Consider the following 12,274-nt stretch of genomic DNA (forward strand, 5'->3'; position numbering starts at 1 on the left):
GCATTCCATGATCGATGCAGTCATTGTTTCCACCGCACGTACCGGTCTGGCCAAGAGTTGGAAAGGTGCTTTCAACATGACCTATGGCGCCACGCTCGGCGGCCATGCCGTGCAGCACGCAGTCGCCCGTTCTGGTGTTGATCCCAACGAGATCGAAGACTGCATCATGGGTGGTACCTTTGGAGAAGGCACGACCGGCGGCAATATTGCCCGCGCCATTGCCCTGCGCGCTGGCCTGCCGGTAACCGTGGGGGGCGTGAGTGTCAACCGCTTTTGTTCCTCGGGCCTGCAGACTATCGCCATGGCCGCGCAGCGGGTCATCCTGGAGGGCTGCCCTGCCATTGTGGCCGGCGGCGTAGAGAGCATCAGCTGCGTGCAAAACGAAGCCAACGTCCACATGCGCCGCGATCCTTGGTTGATTGAGCACAAGCCCGAGCTGTACTGGAGCATGCTGCAGACAGCTGAAACCGTTTCACAGCGCTACAAAATCAGCAAACAGGCGCAAGACGAATACGGCGTACGCAGCCAGTTGCGCGCCGCCGCAGCCCAAACCGCAGGCAAATTCAAGGACGAGATCTTCGCTATGACCACCACCATGGGCGTGGCCGACAAAGCCACAGGCCGAATCAGCAGGAAAGAAGTGACCATCGATTCCGATGAAGGTATTCGTCCCGATACAACAATCGAAGCGGTACAGAAGATTCGCGCTGCCTTGCCAGGAGGCGTGGTTACAGCAGGCAACGCCAGCCAATTCAGCGACGGTGCCTCGGCCTGCGTGGTGATGAACGCGAAACGCGCCGAACGGCTCGGCATCCAGCCCCTCGGCATCTTCCGCGGCTTCGCCATTGCGGGTTGTGAGCCAGACGAAATGGGCATTGGCCCGGTCTATGCCGTACCACGCCTGCTGCAGCGAGCGGGTCTGAAGGTGGAAGATATCGGCCTGTGGGAGCTCAACGAGGCCTTTGCCTGCCAAGTGCTCTACAGCCGCGACAAGCTAGGTATTCCAGACGAACTGCTCAACGTCAACGGCGGTGCTATTGCCGTGGGCCACCCCTACGGCGTGAGCGGCGCGCGCCTGACCGGCCACGCGCTGATCGAAGGCAAGCGGCGGGGCGTTAAATTCGTGGTGGTCACCATGTGCATCGGCGGTGGCCAGGGAGCGGCCGGCCTGTTCGAAGTCTGCTGATCCCAATCCAATGTCAAAGACAAAGATAACAATAAGGAGACAAGCATGAGCGTCAAACAACTGTTCCAGCTCGACGGCCAGGTCGCCCTGATCACCGGCGGCTCACGCGGCCTGGGCCTGCAAATGGCCGAGGCCCTGGGTGAAATGGGTTGCAAGGTGGCGATCAGTGCGCGCAAGGCCGATGAGCTTGCTGAAGCCAAGAAACACCTGGAGCGCAAAGGCATCACTGTGTTCACCGTAGTGAACGACCTGCAGAACAGCGAAAGCATTCCCGCATTGGTCGACGAAGTGCTCAGCGCCTTGGGGCCGATCGACATACTGGTCAATAACGCGGGCGCCACCTGGGGAGCGCCCGCCGAAGACTACCCCGATGCCGCTTGGCACAAGGTGATGAACCTGAATGTGAACGCACCCTTCTTCCTCGCACGCGAGGTTGGCAAGCGCTGCATGATTCCGCGTCAAAAGGGGAAAATCATTACCATCGCTTCGGTGGCTGGACTAAAAGGCATGGGTGCTGGTGTGCAGACTGTGGCGTACAACACTTCCAAGGCAGCCGCCATCAACCTGTCCCGTGCGCTGGCCGGGGAATGGGGGCAATACAATATCAACGTGAACGCCATCTGCCCCGGCTTTTTCCCGTCCAGAATGTCGGCCGGTTTGCTGGACACGATCGGCGAAGCCGTGATCGCCCGTTCACCGCTCAAGCGTCTGGGCGGTGACGAAGACCTGATGGGTACAGTGGTGTTCTTGGCCAGCGAGGCCTCGCGCCATATCACCGGCCAATACATTGCAGTCGACGGTGGTAGCTCGGCAGTATGAGCCAGCCCGCATCAAACGACGTGCAATCGCAGTTCACCGGCACCCAACCGGTGGGACCCTACAACGCCTTCGACGAAGCGCGCCTCGCCACCTGGATGGCTGCCAACGTGCCCGGCTTCCAGGGCCCGATGTCTGTGGCCCAGTTCAAGGGCGGTCAGTCCAACCCGACCTATCTGCTCACTGCAGGTGGCCAACGCTACGTGTTGCGCCGCAAGCCACAAGGCGATCTCCTGCCCTCGGCACACGCCGTCGACCGAGAATTCCGCGTGATCAGCGCGCTGGCCAGCACCAACGTCCCCGTGGCAAAAACGCATGCCTTGTGCGAAGACGCCACCGTCATCGGCTCGATGTTCTACGTGATGGACCATGTGGAAGGCCGCATACTCTGGGACCCCACCCTGCCCGGCATGGAAGCGACTGAGCGCGGCGCTTATTACATTGAGATGAACCGTGTCATGGCAGCGCTGCACAACGTTGACCCAGTCGCCATTGGCCTGGCCGACTACGGCCGTCCCGGCGCCTACCTGGAACGCCAGATCGCACGCTGGACGCGCCAGTATAAAGCGGCCGAGACCGAGCCGATCGAAGCAGCCGACCTCCTCATCGACTGGCTGCCCCGCCATATGCCCACAGAGGGCCAGAGCCGCATCGTGCATGGCGACTATCGGCTCGACAACGTGATCTTCCACCCCACCGAGCCGCGCATCGTCGCAGTACTCGACTGGGAGCTATCAACCCTCGGGGATCCACTGGTGGACTTCGCCTACCACTGCATGACCTGGCACATGCCCGCCGGACGCTCGCGCGGCCTGCGGGGTGGCAACCTGGCCACGCTCGGTATTCCGTCTGAGTCCGACTACCGAGCGCAGTACATGCAGCGCACGGGCCGCAGCACAGCGGTGGCTGAAGCCGACTGGACTTACTACCTGGTGTTCAACATGTTCCGCCTGGTCGGCATCCTGCAAGGCATTGCCAAGCGCGCTGAATTGGGCACAGCGTCGAATGCTTCGGCCGTCGAAACGGCCAAGCGCGCCCGGCCCCTGGCAGAGCAGGCCTGGAATCTGGCTCTGACACTGCACCACAACCGCTAATCGCATATAAAACTATTGGAGACCCCATGGATTTTGATCACTCACCCAAGGTTCAAGCGCTACAGGCTCGCGTGAAAGCTTTCATGGTCGACCACGTCTACCCTGCAGAGCCGCAATTCGCCGACGAGATGAACGCTTTCCGTGCGGCAGGCAACCCGTGGCAGGAACCGCAGGCGATGGAAGCGCTGAAAGCAAAGGCTAAAAGCGCGGGCCTGTGGAATCTGTTTCTGCCCGAATCATCACTCGGCGCAGGCCTCACCAACCTTGAATACGCGCCACTGGCCGAAATCATGGGCCGCTCGGCCATTGGCTCCGAGCCCTTCAACTGCTCGGCTCCCGACACCGGCAATATGGAAACCATCGTGCGCTACGGCACACCCGAACAGCGAGAAAAGTGGTTAAAACCTTTGCTCTCCGGCACCATCCGCTCGGCCTTCGCCATGACCGAGCCCGCAGTGGCCTCCAGCGACGCCACCAACATCGAAGCAAGCATCCAGCGCGACGGCGACCATTACGTTATCAACGGCCGCAAGTGGTGGACCTCGGGCGCCAACGACCCGCGTTGCAAGATCATGATTTTCATGGGAAAGACCGATCCCGAAGCCTCGCGCCATTCGCAGCAGTCAATGATTCTTGTGCCCATGGACACACCTGGCGTGAAGGTATTGCGGCACCTGACGGTGTTTGGCTACGACGACGCACCCCATGGTCACGCTGAAGTCGAATTCGTCAACGTGCGTGTGTCCGCCAGCAACATGCTGCTAGGCGAAGGCCGTGGCTTCGAGATTGCCCAAGGCCGCCTGGGACCAGGCCGCATTCACCACTGCATGCGCGTCATCGGCCGCGCTGAACGTGCGCTGGAAGACATGTGCAAACGTGCCACGCAACGCACCGCCTTCGGCAAGCGCATCGCCGACCAGGGTGTCACGCGCGAGCGCATTGCCCAGTCGCGTATCCTGATCGACCAGTCGCGCTTTCTGGTACTGCACGCCGCCTGGAAAATGGACAAAGTGGGCAACAAACAGGCGCGCCAGGAAATTGCCATGATCAAGGTTGCCGCGCCCTCGATGGCTTTGCAGGTGATCGACTGGGCCATGCAAGTGCATGGCGGCGCTGGCGTCAGCGACGATTTCGGTCTGGCCAAAGCCTATGCCAGCGTGCGCACCCTGCGCTTCGCAGACGGCCCGGACGAGGTGCACCGCAACGCGATTGCCAAAGAAGAGCTGGCCCGCCACACCACGAAATTCTGAGCCCATGAGCCATTTAAATCATGTCTGAACCACACGAACTTCACTGGCCGAAAGATCTCTCCAAGCATCTGACGCTGCCCGAAACCGGCCTGTTCTACAACGCCGAGGTCTCGGCCCGGCGTTATGCCAACAAGCCCTACCTGATCTACTACGGCTCGACCCTGAGCTTCGCCGAATTTCACGATGAAGCCACACGCCTGGCTGGCTACCTGCAGCAGGTGTGTGGCGTTAAGTCTGGCGACCGCGTATTGCTGTATCTGCAGAACAGCCCGCAGTGGGTGCTGGGCTACTACGCCATATTGCGCGCCAATGCCGTCGTGGTGCCGGTGAACCCGATGAACATGAGCGAGGAGCTGGCGCACTATGTGGCCGACACTGGCGCAAGCGTGGTCATCTGCGCGCAGGATCTTGTGTCGCAATTGACGCCGCACCTGAACCCTGCTGCGGTTGAAGCGCCCGTGTTGAAGCATTTGGTGGTCGCCACTTACAGCGACTACCTGACCGAAGTCACAGATCTGCGCCTGCCCGATTTCGTGAGCGCAACGCGTCAGCACCTGTCAGGCGACGGTCTTCATGCCTGGAGAGATGCCCTCGCTGCTTCGCTCCAGCCTGGCCCAGTCAGCACCGGTCCTGACGACCTCTGCGTCATGCCCTACACCTCGGGCACCACTGGCCACCCCAAGGGCTGCATGCACACCCACCGTAGCGTGCAGTGCACAGCCATTGGCGGCATGCATTGGTTCGCCCGAACCCAGGACGCGGTGATGCTCTCGGTACTGCCCTTCTTTCACGTTACCGGCATGGCTGGTGGCATGAATGGGCCGATGTTCATCGGTGCCACCATCGTGGTCATGTCACGCTGGGACCGTGAGACCGCTGCCGAACTTATGCAGCGCCATGGCGTGACCAGCTGGCAAGCCATCTCCACCATGGTGGTGGATTTTCTGGCAAACCCCCGTATCGCAGAATACGACTTGTCAACACTGAAAGGCATTCGGGGCGGTGGCGCAGCGATGCCAGCGGCAGTAGCAAAAAAGCTGCGCGAGCTCACGGGCCTCGATTACATTGAAGGTTACGGCATGAGCGAGACCATGGCGGCCACCCACATCAACCCGCCGCACCGGCCCAAGCCGCAGTGCCTGGGCATTCCGATTTTCGACGTGGATGCTCGCATCATCGATCCCATCACTCTGGCCGAACTTCCGCAAGGGGAAACAGGCGAAATCGTGGTGCACGCACCGCAGGTCATGCAGGGCTACTGGCGCAACGAAGGTGCCAACGCCCAAACCTTCATCATCCTAGATGGCAAACGCTTCCTTCGCACCGGCGATCTGGCACGCATCGACGAGGAGGGTTACTTCTTCATGATGGACCGACTCAAGCGCATGATCAATGCGTCGGGCTTCAAGGTTTGGCCGGCCGAGGTGGAAGCACTCATGTACCACCACCCCGCGATTCACGAGGTGTGCGTGATCGGCGCACAAGACGCCAAACGTGGTGAAACCGTCAAGGCCTTCGTGGTGCTAAAGCCAGACCAGGTGGGTCAAATCCGTGCGCAAGACATTACGGCCTGGGCCCACGAACACATGGCAGCCTACAAGAGCCCCCGCTTGGTGGAATTTGTGGACATCCTGCCCAAGTCGGGCACTGGCAAAATCATGTGGCGCGAACTGCAGGAGCGCCAAGCAGAAAACGACAAAAAGGAAACCGGTTCATAAAAGAAAGCCCGAGCCGCCATTGCCCGCTCAGTTGGGACACCCATGGTTGTCGATGACATCTGGGTCGATCCACCCCAACCAGGCGTAATCATGGTGAAGATGCAAGCCTGTGGTGCACGCCATAGCGATCTCTACACAGCCAGAGGCATCATTCCTGGGCGCTGTCAAGGAAGATGCCGCATAAAGTTCGATGCTCAAGTGGCTAGTTTTTCGGGTTGATTCTGCTCCTTTGGTGTTTGCGGGTTGAGGCGCACTTCGGTGATTGGCGACCAGTTACGAGTCCCCCCTGACCAGCCGTTGGGATTGGCGTTTGCGGCCGCGGCTTAGACCTTGGCGCGCTCATCCAGAATGACCTCATCTAGTTTGAAGTGCCGCTGCGCTGGGGTCACCATTCGAATGGTACTGTGCCGATGCTCGTGGTTGCACCAATACACCAACTCGGTGACCCAGCGCCGCGCCTGCAGCAGGCCACTAAATGGTTTGACGGGTATTCATGCCGGTACTTCAGTGTCCTGAACACGGACTTGGAGAAAGGGTTGTCGTTACTGACCGCCGGTCGGGTGCGAGAACCCGCCACACCCAGACGCTGCATGGTGGCGATCACGGGCGCTTTGTTGTCGGCTCCTGTGAGCTTGCCCTGCCCATGGGACTTGACTCAGTTAAACAGCGTCTGATCGACAATTCCCAGCGTGCGCGCCACCGCCGTGATTCTTAGGCCGTTCTCCACCACCCGACTGCCTATTGCTTGAATTCGAGCGTGCAGCACGCCCTTGATGTTTTCGTCATTTCCGTTTTCCTTGTATGAATTGAACCAGTCAGCAAGGAATAGGTTTTCAGGGGTAAGGTCATACAGTCTTGATGTCGCCTGTAAACCAACTTGAGGGTTAACCCCCTATTTAAAATTCCACTGTGCAGTTTATAGTTTTGAAATCAGGCAATTGCTTGATGGAACATAGGTGTTTCTTGCAACCCATCCAGAGGCGCATTCACAGTGGATATCTTTCTTCAACAAGTGCTCAACGGCCTGACTCTGGGCGGCATTTACAGTCTGGTAGCGTTGGGACTGACCTTGGTCTATGGCATCCTGCACGTGCCCAACTTTGCCCATGGTGCGTTCTACATGGTGGGCGCTTTTGTGGCGCTCAAGCTAATGACTGGCTGGGAGGTGAATTACTGGATCGCCATGATGGGAGCTGCCGGGATAGTGGCTGTAATCGGTGCCCTGTCCGAGCGTCTCGTGTTCCACCCGTTGCGACACCATGCTGGACTTCACTCGATGATCGCTGCTATCGGCCTGTTGCTTTTTCTCGAAGCCGGTGCCCAAGCGTTGTGGGGAGCCGACTTCTTGAGAATGCCTACTCCCTTCGGCGGAATTATTGAAGTTGCTGGCGTTACTGCGCCAGTTCAGCGATTGATGATCATTGCCGGAGCATTCACGCTGATGGCTGTCCTGCAGTTGTTCCTTACACGCACCGTCGCGGGCTCCACTATCGTGGCCATGGCGCAAAACCGCGATGGTGCCTCGCTAGTGGGGATCGATGCCAACCGCGTTGCTATGCTCACATTCGGCATCTCCGGTGCGCTCGCGGCAGTCGCTGCCACGCTATACGCTCCCATAAACCTCGTCTATCCGGCCATGGGCAATCTGGTGATAACCAAAGCCTTCGTGATCATCATCTTGGGTGGCATGGGCAGTGTGCCAGGCGCTATCGTCGGTGGGCTGATCATCGGCTTTGCTGAGTCGTTTGGTGCCTATTACATATCTACCGATTACAAGGACATTATCTCGTTCGTGTTGCTGGTGGTGATTCTTTCGCTGCGCCCGCAAGGCCTTTTCACCAATGGAGCGCGCTAAGATCATGATAAAAATTCTTGAAGGAAAATTGGGGTGGGGGCTGCTGTTGGTGGCTGGCCTGTTGTACCCCTGGCTGGCGAGCAATGACTACCACCTCACAGTAATGTCCACTGCCTACATCTTTGCGATTGCCACACTGGGCCTTAACCTTATCACCGGCTACACAGGGCAGTTCAACCTGGCCCACGCTGGCTTCATGGCTGTTGGTGCGTACACACTTGGCATCCTGACCGTGGACTACGAAGTTTCTTTCTGGCTTGCGTTTGTACTTGCCGGTGTCGTCACGGTGCTGGTCGGTTTGCCGCTCGGATGGGTGTCACTGCGCTTGCGCGGACACTACTTCTCAATCTTCACCTTGTGCGTTGGCACCATCATATTTCTTGTGATCGAAAAGTGGGAAAGCCTCACGCACGGCACGGTGGGCATCATGGGAATTCCCGCGCCTTCGGCCATAGGCCCGCTCACCTTCGACACTCCGCGATCGATCTACTACCTAGTTTTTTTCTTCTTGGTGCTGGGTGTGTGGTTGATGCGCCGCATTGTGGATTCCTTGATGGGCCGCACGTTCATGGCGATCCGCAATGGTGACGAACTAGCTGAGGCTCTGGGTGTGAACCTGATGCGCAACAAACTAATCGCATTCCTGCTATCCGTTTTGTATGCCGGACTGGCGGGCGCGTTGTACGCGGGATTCGTGCGTTTTCTTGGGCCCGATCTGGCGGGAACTACACACGCTTTCGACATGACCGTGTACATGATCATCGGTGGGCTGGGTACGGTCCTAGGCCCATTGTTGGGCGCATTGATGGTGCCTTGGGCGACGCAGTATTTACAGTTCTTGCAAGAATTCCGTTTCTTAATCTTTGGTCCGGTGCTCATCTTACTGGTGATCTTCGTGCCCAACGGCATTGTGGGCACTTGGGTGGCTTGGCGTGCCCGCCAAGCCTCAGGTGCTGATGTGGCTGAACAAAAAGCCAAGCGGCAACAATCCAAAAGCGATGCCGTTAAAGAGGAGTCGAGACGTGCTTGAGATCGAACACCTTACCAAACGCTTTGGTGGCAACACTGCTGTCAACAGCGTCAGTACCAGCATCGAAAAGGGCAAGATTAATGCCATCATTGGCCCGAATGGCGCGGGCAAAACCACCTTTTTCAACCTTATCAGCGGTGTGCACAAGCCCAGCGAAGGCACGATCACTTTCAACGGTCGCGACATCACTACGCTGCGTACTGATGAAGTTGCGCGTCTGGGAATTGCACGCACCTTCCAATCCACCACGTTGTTTGACACGGCATCCGTGCTGGACAACCTGATCGTGGGTCACCGCTTGCGTACGCGATCGGGCCTGATCGATGTGCTCTTCGGCTCGGCCCGCCTGAAAGAAGAAGAACGCGTGTGTCGCGAGAAAGCGCGTGAGGCGCTCGACTTCGTAGGCATTGCTCACCTTGAAAACCGCGTGGCAGGTGACATCACGCAGGAAGAACGCAAGCGCGTTGCTTTTGCGCTGGCGCTGGCTACCGCCCCCAAGCTGCTGTTGCTCGATGAGCCTGCCGGTGGTGTGAATCCCGACGAGACGCTGGGCCTGGCCGAGCTTATTCGAAAGATGGTTAAGCACGAACTGACAGTCTGCCTGATTGAGCACAAGATGGACATGATCATGAGCTTGGCCGACAAGATTCTAGTGCTCAGCTACGGCGAAAAAATCGCCGAAGGTACACCTGCTGAAGTACGCGCCAATCCGGCGGTGATCGACGCCTATCTGGGGAGTGACCATGCTGACCTTTGACAATGTGTCGCTTTCCTATGGTAGTTTCCTTGCGCTCGACGGCGTGAGCCTGCATGCCGAAACAGGTGAGCTGGTGGTTTTGTTGGGCGCCAACGGCGCGGGCAAGAGTTCAATTTTCCTGACCGCCAGTGGAATTCACAAAGCGGCAGGCGGCAGCATTCGTTTCCACGATACCGAACTTGTGGGCCGCAAGCCCTCGCAAATCGTTTCGAACGGTCTGGTTCAGTGCCCCGAAGGCCGAAAGCTGTTTCCACAAATGTCGGTATTCAAAAACCTTATGCTCGGCGCCTACGTACACCGCAGCGATAAGGCGGGAAACCGTCAGCGACTGGAAGAAGTGATGGCGTTGTTCCCTATCCTCGACGAAAAGAAGGACGATGCAGCAGGTTCGCTCAGCGGTGGACAACAACAAATGGTGGCCATCGGCCGCGCCATGATGGGGCGCCCCAAAGTCCTGTTGCTCGACGAACCCTCGCTGGGCTTGGCGCCGCTTGTTGTCAAACAGGTGTTTGAGGTTATTCAGCGCATCAACAGGGCTGGTACGACCGTCTTGCTTGCCGAGCAAAATGCCTACGCCGCTCTCAAGATCGCCAACCGCGCTTACGTAATGGAGCGTGGTCGTATTGTGCTCGAAGGCGATCGCGACAGCTTGATGAACAACGATGCCGTTCGCCGCGCCTACATCGGCGCCTAGAAATGCACCCAAAACCACGTTTGACGCAATTTTTCGGTCACGCATTTCCTTTCTCGATCTTTTACCCTCGATTTTTTACCCTCGATTTTTTCATCGCAACCCAGGAGACTCTCATGATCATCAGAAGACAATTCACCCAAATCGCCACCGCGCTCGCGTTGGGTGGAATGCTCGTCTCTGTTCCGGTGTTTGCGCAGGAGGTCGTGAAAATCGGCTTTTCGGGCCCTTTAAGCGGCGGCGCTGCGCAGTACGGTAAAAATACCCTTGATGGGCTGAAGTTCGCGATCGACGAGCTCAACACCACAGGCTTCGAAGTGGCTGGCAAGAAAGTGAAATTCGAGGTCGTTGCACTGGACGACAAGTACAACCCCAGCGAGACAGCAATTAACTTTCAGCGCCTGGTGCAAGAGAGCAAAACCCCCGTCGTGATGTGCCCGCACTCTGGTGGCGGTTACGCTATCCAGACAAGCAACGAGCGCCTCAATGCCTTGTTGCTGTCCTATACCAGCGTGCCCAAAATCACCCAGAGTGGCAACAAGCTCACTTTTCGCATTCCACCGGACTTCTCGACCTATATCAAACCCTTCGTCAGCTATGCAATGAAGAAGTTTGGCAAGAACCTCGCCATTGTCAATGCCGACCACGACTATGCCAAAGCCTGGACCGCGTTGTTCAAGCCCGCATGGGAAGCAGCTGGCGGCAAGATCGTTGCCGACAATCCTATGAGCTATAACCGCTCAACTGACTTTTACAGCGGTGTAAGCAAGGCTCTGGCGGGAAAGCCTGATGTGCTGTTTATCGGCGGCGCTTCCGAACCTACCGGTCTGGTGGCTAAGCAGGCGCGTGAGCTTGGGTTCAAAGGTGGCTTTGTGATTATGGACCAAGCCAAGATGAATGAAATGAAGCCCATCGTCGGCAGCTATGCAGCGCTCGAAGGTGCGATTGGCGTGTTGCCAGTGATCGACGATCCACAGCCAGCGGTGAAGGCTTTCGTGGAGCGCTGGATGAAGGTTTACCCCGGACGTGAACCTGGGTCGGAAGCCACCTACAACTATACGGCCATGATCGCCACCGCCCATGCGATGAAGCTCGCCGGCACTACCACGGACGCCATGGCAATTCGCGGCAAGCTCAATGCTGCCATTAAGGCGCTGCCTGCGGCACAGAACCTGGCCAATTACGAAGGCATTGACGCCAATGGCGGCTCAATGATGGATACCCTTGTAGGCGTGATTGAAGGCGGCAAAGTCAAGGAAGTGAAACTGAGCGACCTAGTGAAGTAATCGCTTCAAAGCGTTTTCGGTAGCTGTCAAGGAAGTTGTCGCCTAAAGTGAAGTGAGTAGGCTACTTTTTGCGTGTTTTGAGGTTCCTTTATTTGTGGGGTTTCCTGGTTGAGGTGAACGACATCGACATACGCCCACTGGCTGGCCTGCCCTGACCAGCGCTGAGGATTTGCCTGGCGGGCTCGTTCATAGACGAGCGCAGGCGCCTCAAGCAATGCCCGGTCCAGGCCGGCATGGCGCTGCGCAGGTGTCACCAAGCCGATGGCGCTGTAGCGATGCTCGTGGTTGTACCAGTGCGCCAGCTCCGTGACCCAGCGCCGCGCAGCCAGCAGGTTTTCAAACGGCTTGGCGGGCAGCTGGGGGCGGTACTTCAAGGTTCTGAACGCCGATTCCACATAAGAGTTGTCATTACTCACGGAGGGCCGGCTTCGCGTGTGCGCGACTCCCAGGCGCTGCATCGTGGAGAGCATGGTTTCGCCCTTCATGGGCGCGCCGTTGACGCCCTTCTGTTTGTCAAGCGGCAATTTGAGATTGCGCAATTTCTTTTGCGCGTTGACGGATCAGGCCAAATACCTCCCGAGCAATGAAGCG

General features: G+C 58.1%; 11 protein-coding genes and 1 pseudogene. 10 read left to right on the forward strand and 2 right to left on the reverse strand.

Features of this window, described 5'->3' with window-relative positions; all coding sequences use genetic code 11:
- Positions 1-7 precede the first annotated feature (7 nt).
- From IWX87_RS07550 to IWX87_RS07570, 5 genes are read left to right on the forward strand one after another with little or no spacing between them, the layout of a single operon-like run.
- A complete protein-coding gene (locus IWX87_RS07550) occupies positions 8-1,186 on the forward strand; it encodes an acetyl-CoA C-acyltransferase (RefSeq protein WP_196862904.1) in 1,179 nt (392 codons plus the stop codon).
- Between the two features lie 45 nt (positions 1,187-1,231).
- On the forward strand, positions 1,232-2,005 hold the full coding sequence (locus tag IWX87_RS07555; RefSeq protein ID WP_196862905.1) for an SDR family oxidoreductase: 774 nt from the start codon (positions 1,232-1,234) through the stop codon (positions 2,003-2,005).
- Positions 2,002-3,096: a phosphotransferase gene (locus tag IWX87_RS07560; protein WP_196862906.1), complete on the forward strand. Its 1,095-nt coding sequence runs from the start codon at positions 2,002-2,004 to the stop codon at positions 3,094-3,096. The genes IWX87_RS07555 and IWX87_RS07560 overlap by 4 nt, the downstream gene beginning before the upstream one ends.
- A 26-nt stretch (positions 3,097-3,122) precedes the next feature.
- The gene (locus tag IWX87_RS07565; RefSeq protein ID WP_196862907.1) at positions 3,123-4,346 is read left to right on the forward strand and encodes an acyl-CoA dehydrogenase family protein; all 1,224 of its coding nucleotides are present in this window, start codon (positions 3,123-3,125) and stop codon (positions 4,344-4,346) included.
- Between the two features lie 20 nt (positions 4,347-4,366).
- Positions 4,367-6,064, forward strand: coding sequence for a long-chain fatty acid--CoA ligase (locus tag IWX87_RS07570; protein WP_196862908.1), 1,698 nt, complete (start codon positions 4,367-4,369; stop codon positions 6,062-6,064).
- Between the two features lie 658 nt (positions 6,065-6,722).
- Here the strand turns inward: IWX87_RS07570 and IWX87_RS20020 are convergent.
- A pseudogene (locus tag IWX87_RS20020) lies at positions 6,723-6,850 on the reverse strand (IS3 family transposase); the annotation flags it as partial.
- 205 nt (positions 6,851-7,055) lie between these two features.
- Between IWX87_RS20020 and IWX87_RS07575 the strand changes: the two are divergent.
- The 5 genes from IWX87_RS07575 (at position 7,056) to IWX87_RS07595 (ending at position 11,683) form a co-directional block, all read left to right on the forward strand.
- On the forward strand, positions 7,056-7,919 hold the full coding sequence (locus IWX87_RS07575; RefSeq protein WP_196862909.1) for a branched-chain amino acid ABC transporter permease: 864 nt from the start codon (positions 7,056-7,058) through the stop codon (positions 7,917-7,919).
- 4 nt (positions 7,920-7,923) lie between these two features.
- The gene (locus IWX87_RS07580; protein ID WP_196862910.1) at positions 7,924-8,949 is read left to right on the forward strand and encodes a branched-chain amino acid ABC transporter permease; all 1,026 of its coding nucleotides are present in this window, start codon (positions 7,924-7,926) and stop codon (positions 8,947-8,949) included.
- Positions 8,942-9,706 (forward strand): ABC transporter ATP-binding protein, encoded by a 765-nt coding sequence (locus IWX87_RS07585; RefSeq protein ID WP_196862911.1) that lies wholly within the window; start codon positions 8,942-8,944, stop codon positions 9,704-9,706. The genes IWX87_RS07580 and IWX87_RS07585 overlap by 8 nt, the downstream gene beginning before the upstream one ends.
- A complete protein-coding gene (locus IWX87_RS07590; RefSeq protein WP_196862912.1) occupies positions 9,693-10,400 on the forward strand; it encodes an ABC transporter ATP-binding protein in 708 nt (235 codons plus the stop codon). The genes IWX87_RS07585 and IWX87_RS07590 overlap by 14 nt, the downstream gene beginning before the upstream one ends.
- A 113-nt stretch (positions 10,401-10,513) precedes the next feature.
- Positions 10,514-11,683, forward strand: a complete 1,170-nt coding sequence (locus tag IWX87_RS07595) for an ABC transporter substrate-binding protein (protein ID WP_196862913.1) — start codon at positions 10,514-10,516, stop codon at positions 11,681-11,683.
- A 26-nt stretch (positions 11,684-11,709) separates the two neighbouring features.
- On the opposite strand, the gene IWX87_RS07600 is transcribed toward IWX87_RS07595, so the two are convergent.
- Positions 11,710-12,222 (reverse strand): integrase core domain-containing protein, encoded by a 513-nt coding sequence (locus IWX87_RS07600; protein ID WP_196862914.1) that lies wholly within the window; start codon positions 12,220-12,222, stop codon positions 11,710-11,712.
- Positions 12,223-12,274: the final 52 nt, after the last annotated feature.

Origin of the sequence: Polaromonas sp. CG_9.7 (assembly GCF_015752205.1) — a bacterium.
Lineage (GTDB): Bacteria > Pseudomonadota > Gammaproteobacteria > Burkholderiales > Burkholderiaceae_C > Polaromonas.

Coding starts and splice junctions, on each gene's coding strand:
- IWX87_RS07550 (WP_196862904.1), top strand. CDS start 8: ATGATCGATGCAGTCATTGTTTCCACCGCACGTACCGGTCTGGCCAAG.
- IWX87_RS07555 (WP_196862905.1), top strand. CDS start 1,232: ATGAGCGTCAAACAACTGTTCCAGCTCGACGGCCAGGTCGCCCTGATC.
- IWX87_RS07560 (WP_196862906.1), top strand. CDS start 2,002: ATGAGCCAGCCCGCATCAAACGACGTGCAATCGCAGTTCACCGGCACC.
- IWX87_RS07565 (WP_196862907.1), top strand. CDS start 3,123: ATGGATTTTGATCACTCACCCAAGGTTCAAGCGCTACAGGCTCGCGTG.
- IWX87_RS07570 (WP_196862908.1), top strand. CDS start 4,367: ATGTCTGAACCACACGAACTTCACTGGCCGAAAGATCTCTCCAAGCAT.
- IWX87_RS07580 (WP_196862910.1), top strand. CDS start 7,924: ATGATAAAAATTCTTGAAGGAAAATTGGGGTGGGGGCTGCTGTTGGTG.
- IWX87_RS07590 (WP_196862912.1), top strand. CDS start 9,693: ATGCTGACCTTTGACAATGTGTCGCTTTCCTATGGTAGTTTCCTTGCG.
- IWX87_RS07595 (WP_196862913.1), top strand. CDS start 10,514: ATGATCATCAGAAGACAATTCACCCAAATCGCCACCGCGCTCGCGTTG.